Origin of the sequence: Halomonas nitroreducens (assembly GCF_003966155.1) — a bacterium.
GTDB lineage: Bacteria > Pseudomonadota > Gammaproteobacteria > Pseudomonadales > Halomonadaceae > Halomonas > Halomonas nitroreducens.
This window is the reverse complement of record NZ_RXNS01000010.1, coordinates 1-17,401: the sequence shown is the minus strand read 5'-3', so window position 1 is coordinate 17,401 and position 17,401 is coordinate 1. Positions and strand designations below refer to the sequence as shown.

Genomic DNA, 17,401 nt, shown 5'->3' with positions numbered 1-17,401 from the left:
CGGGGGCCTGGCGGGGCCACAGTCTACCAAAGTGCCACCGACGAAGTGAGACCCGCCGGCGGCTTGCCTCAGTCGCCCATGGTCGAGGGACGCCCCAGGTTCTCCGGGCCGAAGGAGTCCGGCAGCAGCTCGTCCATGGTGTAGCGGCGCAGCAACCGGCCCTCGGCGTCGACCACCCGGATCAGCGTCTCGGGGCTTGCGAACTCGCGGATGCGCTGGCGACAGTCGCCGCAGGGCGTGCACAGGTGCTCGCCCGGCCCGATCACGTAGACCTCGCGCAGTTCGCGCTCGCCGGCGCTGGCCAAGGCGGCGATGGCCGAGGCCTCGGCGCAGAGCCCCTTGTAGTGGGCCACCTCGACATTGGCTCCCGTGTAGCGGGTGCCGCTCTCGCTGACGACCAGGGCGCCCACCGGGTGGTGGGAGTAGGGGGCGTAGGCGCGGTCGCGCACGGCGATCAGCGCCTCGACGATGTCGCGCTCGATGGCCCCGCTCATGCGCCGGCCTCCTGGGCATCGTCGCGCAGCACGCTGTCCAGGGCGATGGTCATCATCTCGTCGAAGGTGGTGGCGCGCGCCTCGCTGGACAGCGAGTCGCCCTTGACGATGTGGTCGGAGACCGTGCAGATGGTGGCGGCACGAGCGCCGAACTCGGCGGCCACCCCGTAGAGGCCGGCGGCCTCCATCTCCACGCCGACGATGCCGTAGCGGCGCAGGGTCTCGACCAGCTCGGCGTCCGGGTTGTAGAACAGGTCCGCCGAGAAGATGTTGCCCACCTTGACCGGCACGCCCTGGGTCGCGGCGGCATCCACGGCATGGCGGGTGAGGTCGAAGTCGGCGATGGCGGCGAAGTCGTGGCCGCGGAAGCGGGTGCGGTTGACGCCGGAATCGGTGCTCGCGCCCAGGCCGATCACCACGTCGCGCACCGCCACGTCGTCGCGGACCGCCCCGCAGGAGCCGACCCGGATCAGCCGCTTGACGTCGTAGTCGGTGATCAGCTCCTTGGCGTAGATCGACACCGAGGGAATGCCCATGCCATGGCCCATCACCGAGATCTCGCGGCCCTTGTAGGTGCCGGTGTAGCCGTACATGTTGCGCACCTCGTTGATGCAGCGGGCATCCTCGAGGAAGGTCTCGGCGATGTACCTGGCGCGGATCGGGTCACCGGGCATCAGCACGGTATCGGCGAAGTCGCCGCGGGCGGCCTGGATATGGGGTGTCGCCATTACTGATCTCCTTGGTTGGGACTTGCCGGCAGGAAGCTCTCGCCGTCGTCCATGGGCGGCAGGCCGAAGTGTCCGGCCAGGCTCTGGCCGATGTCGGCGAAGCTGGCGCGCGCGCCGAGCGAGCCGGCGGCGAGGCCCGCGCCCACGGCCAGCACCGGGACGTGCTCGCGGGTGTGGTCGGTGCCGGTCCAGGTGGGGTCGCAGCCGTGGTCGGCGGTGAGCACCAGCAGGTCGTCGGGGGCCAGGCTCGCGAGCAGTTCGGGCAGCCGGGCATCGAAGGCCTCCAGGGCGGCGGCATAGCCGGCCACGTCGCGACGATGGCCATAGACCATGTCGAAGTCGACGAAGTTGGTCATGATCAGGGTGCGGTCGCCGGCCGCCTCGAGCGCCGCCAGGGTGGCGTCGAACAGGGCATCATGACCGCTGGCCTTGATCGTCTGCGAGATGCCGCAGTGGGCATAGATGTCGGCGATCTTGCCGATCGCCACCACCTGGCCGCCGTCGTCGTGCAGGCGCTGGAGCACCGTGGGGGCGGGTGGCTCGACGCTGTAATCGCGGCGCGCGGCGGTGCGGGTGAAGCTCGCGGCGTCGTCGCCGGTGAAGGGGCGGGCGATCACGCGGCCGATGTTGTAGGGTTCGAGCAGGCGCCGGGCAATCTCGCAGACCCGGTAGAGCCGGTCCAGCCCGAAGGCCTCCTCGTGGGCGGCGATCTGGAACACCGAGTCTGCCGAGGTGTAGACGATGGGCTTGCCGGTGCGCCGGTGCTCCTCGCCGAGGTGGGTGATGATCTCGGTGCCGGAGGCATGGCAGTCGCCCAGCACGCCGGGCAGTTCGGCCTCCCGGACCAGCGCCTCGAGCAGCTCGGTCGGGAAACTGTGCTCGCGCTCCAGGAAGTAGCCCCACTCGAAGCGCACCGGCACGCCGGCGAGCTCCCAGTGCCCGGAGGGGGTGTCCTTGCCCGAGGAGAGTTCTCGGGCGTGGCCGTAGGCGCCGGTCACGGCGTCGGGCGGGGTGATGCCGTCGGCCCAGCCGCCGGTGCTCTCGCGGTGGGCGTGGAAGAGCCCCAGCCGACCCAGGTTCGGCAGCGCGAGCGGGCCATGGCGTTCGGCGCTATCCGCTTCGCCCCGGGCGCAGGCCGCGGCGATATGGCCCAGGGTATCGGCCCCGGCATCGCCGAAGGCCGGGGCATCCGGGGTGGCGCCGATGCCGAAGGAATCGAGGACGAGCACGAGGGCGCGGGTCATGGGGCCTCCCGACGAATGATGTCGTGTATCAGTGTAGGTTCGGCAAGGGCCGTCTCGCCGATCTCGAGGGCGGCGAGGAACTGGCGCTCGGCGCGCTCGGCCTCCGGCTCGCTTCTGGCATGGATCATCGCCAGGGGCTGGCCGGCCGCCACCCGCTCGCCCAGGGCGGCAATGTCGGCCAGGCCCACGGCCGGGTCGATGGCGTCCCCGGGGGCGCGGCGCCCGCCGCCCAGCTCCACCACCGCCATGCCCAGCGCCCGGGTATCGAAGGCCCGCAGGTAGCCGCTGCGCTCGGCGCGAATCTCGCGCACCACCGGCGCGGTGGGCAGGTGGCGGTCGGCGGCCTCGAGCAGGTCGGCCGGCCCGCCGAGGCCGGCCACCATGCGCGCGAAGCGCTCGGCGGCCGCGCCGGAAGCCAGGCGTTCGTCGAGCCTGGCCAGGGCGCTGGGGCGATCCGCGGCCAGCCCGCCGACCATCAGCATTTCCGCGGCCAGGGTGCGGGTCACCTCCAGCAGGCGGCCGTCGCGACGCTCGCCGGTCAGCACCGCCAGGGCCTCGCGGACCTCCACGGCGTTGCCGGCGCAGGGCGCCAGCGGCTGGCTCATGTCGGTGAGCAGCGCCGTGGTCGGCGTGCCGGCGCGGCTCGCTACCTCGGCAATCGTTTCCGCCAGTTCCCGGGACGCCTCGGGCGTGGGCATAAAGGCGCCGCTGCCGACCTTCACGTCCATCACCAGGGCATCGAGGCCGCAGGCGAGCTTCTTGCCGAGGATGGAGGAGACGATCAGCGGCAGCGATTCCACGGTGGCGGTGACGTCGCGCACCGCGTAGAGGCGCTTGTCGGCCGGGGCCAGCTCGCTGGTCTGGCCGATGATCGCCACGCCGACGTCCTTGACCAGACGCCGGAAGGTGGCGGTGTCCGGCGTGACCGAATAGCCGGGGATCGCCTCGAGCTTGTCCAGGGTGCCGCCAGTGTGGCCCAGGCCGCGGCCGGAAATCATCGGCACATGGCCGCCGCAGGCGGCGACCCAGGGGCCGAGCACCAGCGAGACGAGATCGCCCACGCCACCGGTGGAATGCTTGTCGAGCACCGGGCCGGGCAGGTCGAGTCCCGACCAGTCCAGCACCTCGCCGGAGTCGCGGATGGCCTCGGTGAGGGCCACGGTCTCGGCGGCGTCCATGCCCCTGAGATAGATGGCCATGGCCAGCGCGCCGACCTGGGCGTCGCCGAGGCCGCCGTCACTGATGCCGGCGACCAGGTCCCGGATCGTCACGGCGTCCAGGCACTGGCCGTCGCGCTTGGCGCGGATGGCCTCCTGGGGCAGCATCAGTAGTTCGCCTCGAGAGCGGCGACGCCACCCGCCAGGCCGAGGGTGTCCAGCAGGTCGTCGAGCAGGCCCGAGGCGCCGAAGCGGAAGTGGGCCGGGGTGATCCAGGCCGCCCCCATCAGGCGCTCGGCCAGGGCCAGGTAGGCCTCGGCATCCTCGGCGGTGCTCACCCCGCCGGCGGCCTTGAAGCCCACGTCGCGGTCGCTGTCGCGGATCACCTCGAGGAGGATCTCGGCGGCCTCCAGAGTGGCGTTCACCGCCACCTTGCCGGTGGAGGTCTTGAGGAAGTCGGCGCCGCCGGCGACCGCGAGCTCCGCGGCCCGGCGGATCAGCGCGGGATCCTTGAGCTCGCCGGTCTCGAGGATCACCTTGAGGGTCTTGTCGCCGCAGGCCGCCTTGCACATCTCGACCAGTTCCTGGCCCACGGCCTCGTCACCCGCCAGCAGGGCGCGATAGGGGAAGACCACGTCGACCTCGTCGGCCCCGGAGGCCACCGCCTCGCGCGTCTCGCGGGCGGCGCCCATGACGTCGTCGTTGCCGTGGGGGAAGTTGGTGACCGTGGCGATCTTCACCGTGTCGTTGAGCCGGTGGGCGGTCAGCGCGCGGCGGGCCGGGACGATGAAGTTGGGGTAGACGCAGACCGCCGCCGGCGTCCCCGCCGGGGTCTTGGCCCGCTGGCACAGCGCCTCGATGGTGGCATCGGTGTCGTCGTCGTTGAGGCTGGTGAGGTCCATCAGCGAGAGAGCCTGGCGGGCAGCGCGTTGCAGATCGGTCATGGGATCGTCCTGTTAAGGGGGAAAAGTGGCGCCGCGGCGGGGGCCGCGGCGCTTGCCGGTCTCCTCAGGCGCCAAGCGCGAGGAAGAAGCCGGCGAGGGTAGCGGACATCAGATTGGACAGGGTACCGGCCAGCACGGCCTTGATGCCAAACCTCGCGATCTCGTGGCGCCGACTCGGGGCGATGCTGCCCAGGCCCCCGAGCAGAATGGCGATGGATGACAGGTTGGCGAAGCCGCACAGGGCGAACGACAGGATCGCCGAGGTGTGGGCCGACATCACCTCGCCGGTGGCGGCGACCACCTGCTCGCCGTCGATATAGGGGGCCAGGTTGATATAGGCGACGAACTCGTTGACCACCAGCTTCTGGCCGATAAAGGAGCCGGCCAGTGTCGCCTCCTCCCAGGGCACGCCGAGCAGGAAGGCCAGCGGCGAGAACAGCCAGCCGAGGATCAGCTCCAGACTCAGCGACTCCACGCCGAACCAGCCGCCGACCCCGCCGATCAGGCCGTTGAGCAGGGCGATCAGGCCGATGAAGGCCAGCAGCATGGCGCCGACGTTGGCGGCCAGGGAGAGGCCCGAGGAGGCCCCGGCGGCCGCGGCGTCCAGCACGTTGCTGGGATGGTGCTCCTCGGCGTCGAGGCGTTCCTCCGCCTCGCCCATGTCGTCGTCCGGGGTTTCGGTCTCGGGCATCAGCAGCTTGGCGAACAAGAGTCCGCCGGGGGCGGCCATGAAGGAGGCGGCCACCAGGTACTCCATGGGGATGCCGAGGGCGGCGTAGCCGGCCAGCACCGAGCCGGCCACCGAGGCCAGGCCGCCGCACATCACCGCAAACAGCTGGGAGGGGGTCATGCGGGCGATGAAGGGGCGCACCACCAGCGGCGCCTCGGTCTGGCCGACGAAGATGTTGGCGGTGGCCGAGAGCGACTCGGTGCGCGAGGTGCCGAGCGCCTTCTGCAGGGCACCGCCGAGGATGCGGATCACCCACTGCATGATGCCGAGGTAGTAGAGCACCGCGGTCAGCGACGAGAAGAAGATGATGACCGGCAGCACCTTGATGGCGAACACGAAGCCGGTCGCCTCGACGTTGGCCAGGCCACCGAACAGGAAGTCGATGCCGTCGTTGGCGTAGAGCACCACCTGGCTGACGGCGTCGGACACGGTCTTGAGCACCGTCTGGCCCACCGGCACGTAGAGCACGAAGGCGCCGAGGCCGGCCTGGATGGCGAAGGCGCCGCCCACGGTGCGCAGGCGGATCGCCCGGCGATTGGAGGAGAAGATCAGGGCGATGGCAATCAGCGTCACCATCCCGATCACGCTCATGATCAAGGTCATGGGGAGGTCCTTGTGGTTGGCGGCATGGGCTGGGTCACGGCCTCATGACCGGCGATGGCTCACCGGAAGTTGTACTTGAGGGTGTAGATCATCGCATTCTGATAGTCGTCGGCGGTACCCAGCTTGTTGTGCGAGTAGCGATACTGCAGGCCGGTGGTGACGGCATCGATCGGGTGCCACCATAGGGCCGCCGCGCCATTGGTGCCGACGCCGCCGGCCGGGCCGTTGACGTAGTTCTGGCGCAGGTAGGCGTCCTCGCGGTCGAAGGTCTGCTCGTGCCAGTTGGTCAGGCTGAAGCGCTCGCCGAAGGCCGCGAAGTCGTAGCCCAGCACCCAGCCGGCCATGTAGCCGTTCTCGCCGTCGTAGCCGCCGTCGCCGCTCTCGACCCATGCCTTGCCGAGGAAGGGCTTGATCCACAGCCCGTTCGCGAAGGTGTGACGATAGCCCAGGCCGGCGATGCGGTCCTGCTCCTCGCTGTCGAAACCATAGTCGCGGAAGTCGTAGACATGGAAGTAGAGCGAGAAGGGCGAGTTGCCGAGATAGATATGCGAGGTGACCTTGGCGGCGCTGCGGCGGTTGTCGCGGGTATCGTCCTCGAGGGTGTCATTGTGGGGGTTCTCGAAATCGTAGAAACCGTAGAACTCCCCCCAGTCGAACCCTGCGCCGCCCTCGAGCTCGAGGTAGAAGAAGTCGCCCTTGGCGGCATTGGTCGCGGTGCGCTGCTCAGTGCCGTCGGACCAGTCGAGGTAGTTGATCGAGGCGTTGGCGAACGACCACTGCGGGGTGAAGGACGAGGCCGAGGCGTCGTCGGCGGGCAGCGTGGCGGCGGCCAGCAGCAGGCCGGCGAGGGGCGCGAGGCGGCCGGGGGCGATGGCAGTCGGCATGGAAACGGCTTTCCTTGCTGTTGTTGTCGTGTGATGCGCCGGGTAGAGGAGGAGCGGACGATCACGCCGACGTCGGTACGTGAACCCGGTCGGGCCGGGGATAAGGCTGATGCGCGACATGTCTGTTACTCAGGTAACATGACAATGTTATTTTAATCACATTTCGCGCCGCAAGCCCGCGTTCGCGGCGGCGCCAACGCAACAGGGGCGTGGGCTCGCCGAGAGCCGTCCCGAGAGGCGGAGGGAGTGGAGTGAACGATCGAAGTGCGGTGCGACTGACGCGCCTGCAACAGGCCCTGGCCGAGGGCGGTAGCCTGCGGCTGGCCGAGGCGGCCTCGCTGTGTGGCGTCTCGGCGATGACCATCCGGCGTGACCTGGCGGGAGCCGACGGCGAGCTGGTGCTGATCGGCGGTCACCTGATGCGTGCCGACGACCCCCGCCATGTTCCGGCCTACGATCTGGCCGTGCAGCGCGACCGCCACGCCGAGGCCAAGCGGCGGCTGTGCGAGCGGGCCCTGGCCACGCTGGAGGCGGGCGACACCCTGTTCATCGATTGCGGCACCACCTTGATGCCGCTGGCTTTGAGCCTGCCCGAGGACATGTCGCTGACGGTGGTCACCTATGCCCTGAACGTGGCCGAGGCCGTCAGCGCCCGGCCGGGGGTGCGGCTGTGGCTGCTGGGCGGGATCTATCACGGCTCGTCGCGTTCCTTCGCCAGCGATGACATGGCCGAGACGATCCGCGGTTTCGGTCTCAACAAGGCCTTCCTGTCGGCTGCCGGCGTGCATCCGCGCCAGGGACTCAGCTGCTTCCACTTCCACGAGGTGGCGCCCAAGCAGGCGGCCATCGCCACCGCCCAGCGCCGGCTGCTGGTGGTCGACGCCAGCAAGCAGGGCCTGGTCCGCCCGGCGCGCTTCGCCGGGCTCGATGACATCGACGAGGTGATCACCGAGGCGGCGCCACAACGGCCTTGATGACGAGCAACCCTGTCGCGGATCAAGTTCCCGGCCCGCAAGGCCTGCTATGGTGATAGAAGCCTGGCCGGGGACGGCCGCCGTTACCGCTCATCGTATCATCCGTGCTCTGGAGGCTTGACCATGCATGCCGCCGACGTCATGACGCCCCATGTGATCACCGTGTCCCCCGACAGCGAGGTCCGCGAGATCGCCAGCCTGCTGCTGGAGCATGGCATCAGTGCCGTCCCGGTGGTCGACAACGATCAGCGGGTGCTCGGGATCGTCAGCGAGGGGGACCTGATTCGACGAATCGAGAGCGAGGAAGCGGAAAAGGCCCATGGATCCTGGTGGCTGCGCCTGTTCTCCACGGGGAACAAGGACGCCGAGTATGTGCGCACGCACGGGCGCCTGGCCGGCGAGATCATGACCCCGGCGCCGGTCACCGTGTTAGAGGATGAACCGCTGCACCGCATCGCGGCACTGCTCGAGAAGCGGGGCATCAAGCGGGTGCCGGTGGTCCGTGATGGCCGCCTGGTGGGTATCGTCAGCCGCGCCAACCTGCTGCGAGGCTTCTCGGTTGCGTCGCCGGGGGAGGCGCCGCTGGCCGATGACCGGGCGATTCGCGAGGCCATTCTCAAGGAAGTCGATGCTCACACCGGCGTGCTGGTCGACCGCCTCAACGTCATCGTCTCCGGCGGCAACGTCCAGCTCTGGGGGTTGGTGGAAAGCAAGGAGCAGCGCTGGGCGGTCCAGGTGGCCGCCGAGAACATTCCGGGGGTCAAGGCCGTGGAGAACAACCTGGGGTTCCTGCCCAAGGGCGTGGGGGCGAGCTGAGCCGCTCGTGAGTTGAGCGCCCGCCCCGGGCACCATTCCTGCTGAATTGATCGCTGCCCCCTCCAGGGGGCGGTGCGACACCCTGCGTCAAATCGCCCCTTCCGTTTCGCCCTCACTGTTTGCACAATCCCGGCCTCACGGCCGCCGTCCGCTCGTGACACCGTTCGACGTGTCCCGATCCAGCGGCCGTGAGTCAGCCCCGGAGCCCTCTCCACGACGGTCGAAGGTCGCCCCGTAGGGAGAGCGTCGACCTGCGCCGGAGAGGTCTTGGGCATGCATATAGCTTGCTTAAAATGAATAGGCTATGCGCCTGTCACCAAGCCCCCTGACGAGGTCGAAACATGAGTCGAACCCCCTCCCTGCGCAAGCTCGGCGGCCTGCTGCTGGCGGTGCTACCGCTGCTGCTGGCGGGCTGCAGCTCGGCGTTGCTGGATCCCAAGGGACAGATCGGGGAAGAGCAGCGCACCCTGATCCTGACTGCCTTCGGGCTGATGCAGATCGTCGTCGTGCCGGTCATCGTGATGACCCTGCTGTTCGCCTGGCGCTACCGCCGCAGCAATCGTGACGCCACCTACCAGCCCGACTGGGCCCACTCCAACAAGATCGAAGCCGTGGTCTGGCTGATTCCCTGCGTGATCATTGCCTTCCTGGCGGTGCTGACCTGGTACACCTCCCACAGCCTGGATCCGCACAAGCCCATCGCTGCCGACGATGGCGAGGAGCCGATGGTGATCGAGGCGGTCTCGCTGGACTGGAAGTGGCTGTTCATCTACCCGGAACAGGGCATCGCCACGGTCAACGAGCTGGCCTTCCCCGAGGATACCCCGGTGCGTTTCCGCGTCACCTCGGGCTCGGTGATGAACTCGTTCTTCATTCCCCGCCTGGGCAGTCAGATCTACGCCATGGCCGGCATGGATAACGACGTCCACCTGATCGCCGACGAACAGGGCACCTATCCCGGCCGCTCCACCAACTACAGTGGTGCCGGCTTCTCGGACATGACCTTCGACGCCCACGTGGGCTCCGAGGAGGACTTCGACGCCTGGGTGACCAAGGTCCGCGAGTCGTCCGAGTCCTTGACCTTCCCCGAGGAGTACTACGAGCTCGCCGCGCCCTCCGAGGACACCGAGATCCAGTATTTCTCCGAGGTATCCCCGTCTCTCTACGAGAGCATCATCAAGAGCTTCCATGCCGGCGGTGACCACGAAGAGCGTGTGTCGAAATATGCCGACAGCTATGCCGAAGGCTTCGGCCATGGTGGCGGTCACCACGAGTCGACCGAGTCTCACGGCAAGCCCATGAGCGCGGAGGCAGCGGAGTAAATTATGTTCGGAAAACTCACTCTAGAGGCGGTTCCGTTCGACGAGCCGATCATCATGGTGACCGTTGCGGCCATCGTGCTGGGCGGGCTCGGGATCACGGGCGCCATCACCTACTTCAAGAAGTGGGGCTATCTGTGGCGGGAGTGGATCACCTCCATCGACCACAAGAAGCTCGGCATCATGTACTTCATCGTGGCCCTGGTGATGCTGCTGCGTGGCTTCGCCGATGCCATCATGATGCGCAGCCAGTTGGCCATGGCCTCGGCCGGGGCCGAGGGCTTCCTGCCCCCCTCGCACTATGACCAGATCTTCACCGCCCACGGCGTGATCATGATCTTCTTCGTGGCCATGCCCATGGTCATCGGCCTGATGAACCTGGTGGTGCCTCTGCAGATCGGCGCGCGTGACGTGGCCTTCCCTTTCCTCAACAACCTGAGCTTCTGGCTGTTTGCCGCCGGTGTCGTGCTGGTCAATGTCTCGCTGTTCGTCGGCGAGTTCGCCAAGACCGGCTGGCTGGCCTATGCGCCACTCTCGGGACTCGATTACAGTCCAGGGGTCGGGGTGGACTACTGGATATGGGCGTTGCAGATATCGGGGATCGGCACGACCCTGACGGGGATCAACTTCTTCGTCACCATCCTGAAGATGCGCACCAAGGGCATGACGCTGTTCCGTATGCCGATCTTCACCTGGACCTCGCTGTGCGCGAACATCCTGATCATCGCCTCCTTCCCGATCCTGACGGCGACCATCGCCCTGCTGACCCTGGACCGCTACCTGGGCATGCATTTCTTCACCACCGATCTCGGTGGCAACATGATGATGTACGTCAACCTCATCTGGGCCTGGGGCCATCCTGAGGTGTACATCCTGATCCTGCCGGCGTTCGGCGTGTTCTCCGAGGTCATTGCGACCTTCGCCAAGAAGCGCCTGTTCGGCTACAACACCATGGTCTGGGCCACGGTGGCAATCACCTTCCTGTCGTTCATCGTCTGGCTGCACCACTTCTTCACCATGGGCGCGGGCGCCAACGTCAATGCCTTCTTCGGCATCATGACGATGATCATCGCCATCCCCACCGGGGTGAAGATCTTCAACTGGCTGTTCACCATGTACCGCGGCCGCCTGGAATTCACCTCGCCGGTGCTGTGGACCCTCGGCTTCATCATCACCTTCACCATCGGTGGCATGACCGGCGTGATGCTGTCGGTGCCGGCCGCGAACTTCGTGCTGCACAACAGCCTGTTCGTCATCGCCCACTTCCACAACGTCATCATCGGTGGCGTGGTGTTCGGCATGCTGGCGGGCCTCACCTACTGGTTCCCCAAGGCCTTCGGCTTCACCCTGAACGAGAAGTGGGGCAAGCGCTCCTTCTGGTGCTGGATCATCGGCTTCTACGTGGCCTTCATGCCGCTGTACGTGCTGAGCTTCTTCGGTGCCGTGCGTCGCATGCAGTCCTACGCCAACCCGGAATGGCAGCCGCTGATGCTCGTGGCCTGGGTCGGTGCCCTGATCATCGCCGCCGGCATCGCCTGCACCGTGATCCAGTTCTACGTCAGTATCCGCGATCGCAAGCTCAACCTGGACGTCACCGGTGACCCCTGGGATGGCCGCACCCTGGAGTGGGCGACCTCCTCGCCGGCGCCGTACTACAACTTCGCGCACCTGCCCGAGGTGAAGGGCGTCGATGACTTCTGGACGGCCAAGCAGGCCAACGGTGGCGTGCCGCCGCTGTCCGAGCCGCCCTACCAGGACATCCACATGCCCAAGAACACCTGGGAAGGCCCGGTCATGGCGCTGTTCGCCACCATCGCCGGCTTCGCCCTGGTGTGGCACATCTGGTGGCTGGTGGCTCTGGGTGGCCTCGGGGTCTTTGCCACCTTCATCGCCCGCGTGTTCAACGATGACGTCGACTACTACGTGCCGGCGGCAGAGGTGGAGCGCATCGAGCGCGAGCACCGCCAGAGCCTGAAGCAGAAGGGCGATCTCGCGTATTCAACTCGGCTGGGGGTGCAGGCGTAATCATGGCTACCGATACTCTGAGCAATCACGGTCATGCCCACGGGCATGACCATGACCACCACGACACCGCGGGCACCAAGATCTTCGGTTTCTGGGTCTACCTGATGAGCGACCTGGTGATCTTCGGGTCCCTGTTCGCGACCTACGCCGTGCTCCTGCAGGGCACGGCCGGGGGCCCGACCCCGGGCGAGATCTTCGAGCTGCCGTTCATCCTGGTCGAGACCTTCCTGCTGCTGTTCTCGAGCTTCACCTACGGCATGGCCGTGCTGTCCATGAACGCCAACCAGGCGGCCAAGGTTGGTCGCTGGCTGTGGATCACCTTCGCCCTGGGCACGGCCTTCGTGGCCATGGAGATCTACGAGTTCCAGCACCTGATTCACGAAGGCTTCGGACCGGATCGCAGCGGCTTCCTGTCGGCCTTCTTCACCCTGGTCGGCACCCACGGCCTGCACGTGACCTTCGGCCTGATCTGGATCCTGGTGATGATCCTCCAGGTCAAGCAGCAGGGCCTGACCGACGTCACTCGCCCGCGGATCATGTGCCTGAGCCTGTTCTGGCACTTCCTGGACATCGTCTGGATCTGCGTCTTCTCCTTCGTCTACCTGATGGGAGTCCTGTGACATGAGTGGACAAACGCACGTCGAGCACAGCCACGGCAGCGTCAGGTCCTATGTGATCGGCCTGATCCTGTCCATCGTCCTGACCATCATTCCCTTCGGGGTGGTGATGACCGGGGCCCTCGACACCCTGGCGACGGTGATCACCATCGTGGTGGCGGCCGTGGCCCAGCTGCTGGTGCAGCTGGTGCTGTTCATGCACATGAATACCAAGGCCGATGAAGGCTGGAACTTCATGTCATTCGTCTTCACCGTGACGATCCTGGTTCTGGTCATCGGAGGTTCGCTATGGATCATGCATCATCTGCATCTGAACATGATGATCGGCTGACTCCGGCGCCGACCATGCGCCAGGACTATCTCACCCTGACCAAGCCGGGGATCATCGGTGGCAACACCATCTCGGTGCTGGGCGGCTTCTTCCTGGCCGCCCGGGGGGAGGTGGACCCGCTGCTGCTGCTGGCGACCCTGGTCGGGCTGGCGCTGGTGATCGCCGCGGGTTGTGCCTTCAACAACGTCATCGACCGGGATATCGACGCCCTGATGACGCGCACGCGGAACCGCCCGCTGGTCCAGGGTCGGCTCACGCCGGCCGCCACGCTGCGCTTCGCGACCCTGCTCGGGGTCGCGGGCTTTGCCCTGCTGGCGCTGTTCACCAACGCCCTCACGGTGGGCCTGGCGGCGTTTGGCTTCGCCATTTACGTGGGGGCCTACAGCCTGTGCATGAAGCGTCGCTCCGCCTACGGCACCCTGGTGGGCAGCCTGTCCGGGGCGGTGCCGCCGGTGGTCGGCTACTGCGCGGTCACCGGGGTGTTCGATACCGGTGCGCTGACGCTGCTGGTGATCTTCTGCCTGTGGCAGATGCCGCATTCCTATGCCATCGCCATCTTCCGGCTGAAGGACTATCGCGCGGCCTCGATCCCGGTGTTGCCGGTGGTCAAGGGCATCCACACGGCCAAGCACTATATCCTCGGCTATATCCTGGCCTTCGTGGCGGCCTCCCTGGCGCTGAGCGTGGCGGGCTATGCGGGGCCGGGCTACTTCGCCGTGGCCCTGGGCATGGGCGGCTACTGGCTATACCTGGCCCTGCAGGGCTATCGTGCCGATGACGAGGAACGTTGGGCCCGACGGGTGTTCGGCTTCTCGATTGTGACCATCACCGCCCTGAGCCTGATGATGTCGCTGGATGCGAGCCTGCCGCCGGCGGCGCCGCTCTGGGCCGCTGCGTTGAACTGAGCGTCCCTGGCGCGGGGCATGCCGTCCCACCTCCTGCCTATACTGCGTGTGTCGCCCAATGCAATGGACCGACGGGCCGAACGGCCCGTCGACGGCAGGAGGTAACGCGATGTTGACACATGCCTGGGGACTGCTGGCCCATCCGCAGCGCGAGTGGCGCCAGATCAAGGAAGAGCGCGAGACGCTGACCCACCTCTACGAGCATCACGTGCTGTTGCTGGCGGCCATCCCGGTCATCTGCTCCTATATCGGCACGACCCAGGTGGGCTGGGGGCTGGGGGGCGAGACCACGATACGGCTCAGCTACCTGGATGCCCTGGGCGCAGGGCTCGTCTTCTACCTGGTGATACTCGCGGCGGTCTATGTGGTGGGCAAGGTGATCCGCGCCATGGCCAAGCGTTTCACCCAGCCGCCGAGCCAGAGCGAGTGCATCGTCTTCGCCGGCTATGTGGCCACACCGATGTTCCTCAGCGGCATCGTGGCGGTCTACCCGCTGGTCTGGCTGTGCCTGCTTGTGGGCGTCGTCGGGCTCTGCTATACCGCCTACCTGCTGTACCTGGGGATTCCGGCCTTTCTCGGTATCAGTCGCGAGGAGGGCTTCATCGTCTCCAGTACCACCCTCGGCATCGGCGTGCTGGTGCTGGAGGCGCTGCTCGGCATGACGGTGCTGCTGTGGGGCTACGGGGAACGCATCCTCCTCTCGCTGTTCGGTTCCTGAGGCGAGCCCTTCCCCCGTCAACGCCCAGATACAGATACACGAAGGGCGGCCAATGGCCGCCCTTCATCATTCCGGGGAATGCCCTCAGGCCCGTTCGTGGCCGGATTCGATTTCCTTCAGGGCTGCTTCGAGGTGGCCCAGGCTGCGCTCGATATGGTGCAGCTTGTCGAGGCCGAACAGGCCGATGCGGAAGGTCTGGAAGTCGTCGCCCTCGTCGCACATCAGCGGCACGCCGGTGGCCACCTGGATGCCGGCGGCGGCGAACTTGACGGCGATATCGGGATCCTGGGTGTAGCAGACCACCACGCCGGGCGCCTCATACCCCGGGGCGGCGACGCTCCGGTAGCCGTGCTCGGCGAGCAGCTCGCGGACACGGCGACCCAGCTCGAGCTGTTCGTCGCGGACCTTGTCGAAGCCATAGGCCGCTGTCTCGGCCATCACGTCGCGCAGCTGGCGCAGGCCGTCGGTGGGCATGGTGGCATGATAGGCGTGGCCGCCGGCCTCGTAGGTCTCCATGATCGACAGCCACTTGCGCAGGTCACAGGCGAAGCTCGAACTCTCGGTCTCGTCGATGATCTCCCGGGCCAGCCGCGAGAGCATCACCATGCCGCAGCAGGGCGAGCCGCTCCAGCCCTTCTGGGGCGCGCTGATCAGCACGTCGACGCCGACGTCCTGCATGTCGACCCAGACGGTGCCCGAGGCGATGCAGTCGAGCACCAGCAGCCCCCCCTCGTCGTGGATGGCCTCGGCGATGCGCCTCAGGTAGTCGTCCGGCAGCTGCATGCCGGAGGAGGTCTCGACGTGGGGCGCGAAGACCAGGTCGGGTTTCTGGTCCTGGATCGACTCGATCACCTCCTCGATGGGCGGCGGCGCGAAGGGCGAGGTCGGGTCATCGTCGTCCAGCCGGCGTGCCTTGCGTACGCTGAGGTCGGAGGGGATATCGCCTTTCTGCAGGATCTGGCTCCAGCGGTAGCTGAACCAGCCGTTGCGGATCACCAGGCAACGCCGGTCGGTGGCGAACTGGCGGGCGACCGCCTCCATGCCGAAGGTGCCGCTACCCGGCACGATCACCGCGGAATGGGCGCGGTAGACCTGCTTGAGGGTGGCGGAGATGTCGCACATCACTTCCTGGAAGCTCTTCGACATGTGATTGAGCGAACGGTCCGTGTAGACCACCGAGTACTCGAGCAGTCCATCGGGGTCGACATCGGGTAGCAGTCCGGTCATTGCGGTCTCCCTGTTGCGGTGCGGGCCATCACGTATGGCTCAGAGGATATGCGCAATCTCCCCCTCAAGCCAGGGGGAGCGGCATCGTGCCTCGCCGGGAGCCTCTCTTCCGGTCTCATGACCGGGCCCCGTGCCGCCCCTCGGTAGGCGTCTGGCCAGGCATATGGAGTGGTCCCTCAGCGATCCGCCGAGGCGAGCTCGGCAGCGTCCGGCAGGGCTTCCCGGTGGATGTTGGCGATCGCCTCGGCGGCTTTCTGGAGGGCCGGCAGGCAGGCCAGGGCCTTGTCGCGATTCATTCGCATCACAGGCGCCTGGATGGCCAGGCCGGTGTTCGATGCGCCATCCGGGTTGGGGGCCAGCACCGCGATGCACAGCAGGCCCGGGAGGAATTCCTCGTCATCGAAGGCGTATCCCTGGCGACGCACGGTCTCGATCTCGGCCTCGAGGGCCTCCGGGTCGGTGAGGGTGTTATGGGTGAATGCCGTCAGCGGCATCTGGTCCAGCAGGCGCCTCCGCTGGGCGGGCGCCATCTGGGCCAGGAACAGCTTGCCGCTGGCCGAGCAATGCACCGGGACCCGGGAGCCGGGATGGAGATAGAAGCGCAGGGGCGCCGAGGTCTCCACCCGGTCGAGATACAGCACTTCGCCGCCGGACAGTGCCGTGATATTGCAGCTTTCGCCGACCTCGTCGACCAGCTGGGTCAGCACGGCATGGCGAGCCCCCTGGATCGTGTCGTTGAGCAGCAGTGTCTCGGCCAGCCGGCGCAGGCGGCTGCCCTTGCTGTAGTGCCGGCCATCGGCCTCGCGCTGCAGCATGCCCGACGATTCGAGCTGCTGGAGCATGCGGTGCAGGGTGGGCTTCGGCAGCCCGGTCTCGTCGACCATGCCCTGCAGCGTGAAGAACTGGTCCTTCCCGGCGATGACTTCCAGCAGCGCCAGCAGACGCTGTGCCGGCGTATCGCCCTCGAGGCGGCTCATGTCGGTTCGATGCGTGGTCATGGTCAACTCTCCCTTTGCTCGCAAGATAATTTGTTCCTGAAAAGAAATCAATTTGTCCCATTTTATGGAATTTGTGTTGACGAGGCGTGGGTGTGGCGCTACTTTTTACTCGCGTTCCGATTTTTGGAACTTCTCGTACCATAAACAGGATTCGCGAGAACAATATCCATCCCAGCGCTCCCGTGGAGGTTCCCATGAGCACCGACAACACCACAGACACCCGCCAGGTCGTGCAGGGCAAGCAGACCATGACGCCCTCCGAGGCCTTCGTGGAGACCCTGGTCGCCAACGGCGTCACCGACATGTTCGGCATCATGGGCTCGGCCTTCATGGACGCCATGGACATCTTCGCGCCGGCCGGCATCCGCCTGATCCCGGTGGTCCACGAGCAGGGCGCGGCGCACATGGCCGACGGCTATGCCCGGGTTTCGGGGCGCCACGGCACGGTGATCGGCCAGAACGGCCCGGGCATCTCCAACGCCGTGACCGGCATCGCCGCGGCCTACTGGGCGCACAGCCCGGTGGTCATCGTCACTCCCGAGGCGGGCACCACCGGCATCGGCCTAGGCGGCTTCCAGGAGTGCCACCAGCTGCCGATGTTCCAGGAGTTCACCAAGTACCAGGGCCACGTGACCCACCCGGCGCGGATGGCCGAGTACACCGGGCGCTGCTTCGATCGGGCGATGT

General features: G+C 67.0%; 18 protein-coding genes. 9 read left to right on the top strand and 9 right to left on the bottom strand.

What is annotated here, in order from left to right; all coding sequences use genetic code 11:
* Nucleotides 1-68: 68 nt before the first annotated feature.
* The 7 genes from cdd to EKG36_RS11195 all read right to left on the bottom strand — a co-directional run bounded on the left by cdd (nucleotide 69) and on the right by EKG36_RS11195 (nucleotide 6,784).
* Nucleotides 69-494: a cytidine deaminase gene (cdd, locus tag EKG36_RS11225; RefSeq protein WP_126484094.1), complete on the bottom strand. Its 426-nt coding sequence runs from the start codon at nucleotides 492-494 to the stop codon at nucleotides 69-71.
* Nucleotides 491-1,222 (bottom strand): purine-nucleoside phosphorylase, encoded by a 732-nt coding sequence (gene deoD, locus EKG36_RS11220; protein WP_126484092.1) that lies wholly within the window; start codon nucleotides 1,220-1,222, stop codon nucleotides 491-493. Before deoD ends, cdd begins: the two co-directional genes overlap by 4 nt.
* A complete protein-coding gene (locus EKG36_RS11215; RefSeq protein ID WP_126484090.1) occupies nucleotides 1,222-2,466 on the bottom strand; it encodes a phosphopentomutase in 1,245 nt (414 codons plus the stop codon). The genes deoD and EKG36_RS11215 overlap by 1 nt, the downstream gene beginning before the upstream one ends.
* Nucleotides 2,463-3,791, bottom strand: coding sequence for a thymidine phosphorylase (gene deoA, locus EKG36_RS11210; protein ID WP_126484089.1), 1,329 nt, complete (start codon nucleotides 3,789-3,791; stop codon nucleotides 2,463-2,465). Before deoA ends, EKG36_RS11215 begins: the two co-directional genes overlap by 4 nt.
* Nucleotides 3,791-4,567, bottom strand: coding sequence for a deoxyribose-phosphate aldolase (gene deoC / locus EKG36_RS11205; protein ID WP_126484087.1), 777 nt, complete (start codon nucleotides 4,565-4,567; stop codon nucleotides 3,791-3,793). Before deoC ends, deoA begins: the two co-directional genes overlap by 1 nt.
* Before the next feature lie 64 nt (nucleotides 4,568-4,631).
* Nucleotides 4,632-5,900, bottom strand: coding sequence for a NupC/NupG family nucleoside CNT transporter (locus EKG36_RS11200; RefSeq protein ID WP_126484085.1), 1,269 nt, complete (start codon nucleotides 5,898-5,900; stop codon nucleotides 4,632-4,634).
* Between the two features lie 59 nt (nucleotides 5,901-5,959).
* The gene (locus tag EKG36_RS11195) at nucleotides 5,960-6,784 is read right to left on the bottom strand and encodes an outer membrane protein OmpK (protein ID WP_126484083.1); all 825 of its coding nucleotides are present in this window, start codon (nucleotides 6,782-6,784) and stop codon (nucleotides 5,960-5,962) included.
* 251 nt (nucleotides 6,785-7,035) lie between these two features.
* Between EKG36_RS11195 and EKG36_RS11190 the strand changes: the two genes are divergently transcribed.
* The 8 genes from EKG36_RS11190 (at nucleotide 7,036) to EKG36_RS11155 (ending at nucleotide 14,489) form a co-directional block, all read left to right on the top strand.
* Nucleotides 7,036-7,758, top strand: a complete 723-nt coding sequence (locus EKG36_RS11190) for a DeoR family transcriptional regulator (protein WP_126484081.1) — start codon at nucleotides 7,036-7,038, stop codon at nucleotides 7,756-7,758.
* A gap of 123 nt (nucleotides 7,759-7,881) precedes the next feature.
* The gene (locus EKG36_RS11185) at nucleotides 7,882-8,574 is read left to right on the top strand and encodes a CBS domain-containing protein (protein WP_126484079.1); all 693 of its coding nucleotides are present in this window, start codon (nucleotides 7,882-7,884) and stop codon (nucleotides 8,572-8,574) included.
* A 341-nt stretch (nucleotides 8,575-8,915) separates the two neighbouring features.
* Nucleotides 8,916-9,896: a ubiquinol oxidase subunit II gene (cyoA, locus tag EKG36_RS11180; RefSeq protein ID WP_126484077.1), complete on the top strand. Its 981-nt coding sequence runs from the start codon at nucleotides 8,916-8,918 to the stop codon at nucleotides 9,894-9,896.
* Nucleotides 9,897-9,899: 3 nt separating this feature from the next.
* Nucleotides 9,900-11,918, top strand: a complete 2,019-nt coding sequence (gene cyoB / locus EKG36_RS11175) for a cytochrome o ubiquinol oxidase subunit I (protein WP_126484075.1) — start codon at nucleotides 9,900-9,902, stop codon at nucleotides 11,916-11,918.
* Nucleotides 11,919-11,920: 2 nt separating this feature from the next.
* Nucleotides 11,921-12,538 carry a cytochrome o ubiquinol oxidase subunit III gene (gene cyoC, locus EKG36_RS11170; RefSeq protein ID WP_126484073.1) on the top strand — a complete coding sequence of 206 codons (618 nt, stop codon included), beginning with the start codon at nucleotides 11,921-11,923 and terminating at the stop codon, nucleotides 12,536-12,538.
* 1 nt (nucleotide 12,539) lies between these two features.
* Complete coding sequence (cyoD, locus tag EKG36_RS11165) at nucleotides 12,540-12,866, top strand: cytochrome o ubiquinol oxidase subunit IV (RefSeq protein WP_126484071.1); 327 nt, start codon at nucleotides 12,540-12,542, stop codon at nucleotides 12,864-12,866.
* Nucleotides 12,824-13,771 carry a heme o synthase gene (gene cyoE, locus EKG36_RS11160; RefSeq protein WP_126484069.1) on the top strand — a complete coding sequence of 316 codons (948 nt, stop codon included), beginning with the start codon at nucleotides 12,824-12,826 and terminating at the stop codon, nucleotides 13,769-13,771. The genes cyoD and cyoE overlap by 43 nt, the downstream gene beginning before the upstream one ends.
* A gap of 109 nt (nucleotides 13,772-13,880) precedes the next feature.
* Nucleotides 13,881-14,489 carry a Yip1 family protein gene (locus EKG36_RS11155; RefSeq protein ID WP_126484067.1) on the top strand — a complete coding sequence of 203 codons (609 nt, stop codon included), beginning with the start codon at nucleotides 13,881-13,883 and terminating at the stop codon, nucleotides 14,487-14,489.
* Between the two features lie 84 nt (nucleotides 14,490-14,573).
* Here EKG36_RS11155 and EKG36_RS11150 read toward each other — a convergent pair whose 3' ends face one another.
* Nucleotides 14,574-15,716, bottom strand: a complete 1,143-nt coding sequence (locus EKG36_RS11150; protein ID WP_126484065.1) for an aminotransferase class V-fold PLP-dependent enzyme — start codon at nucleotides 15,714-15,716, stop codon at nucleotides 14,574-14,576.
* Nucleotides 15,717-15,892: 176 nt separating this feature from the next.
* Nucleotides 15,893-16,714 carry an IclR family transcriptional regulator gene (locus tag EKG36_RS11145; RefSeq protein WP_126484063.1) on the bottom strand — a complete coding sequence of 274 codons (822 nt, stop codon included), beginning with the start codon at nucleotides 16,712-16,714 and terminating at the stop codon, nucleotides 15,893-15,895.
* A gap of 194 nt (nucleotides 16,715-16,908) precedes the next feature.
* Between EKG36_RS11145 and EKG36_RS11140 the strand changes: the two genes are divergently transcribed.
* On the top strand, nucleotides 16,909-17,401 hold a 493-nt coding region (locus EKG36_RS11140; RefSeq protein ID WP_246007492.1), incomplete at its 3' end, for a thiamine pyrophosphate-binding protein.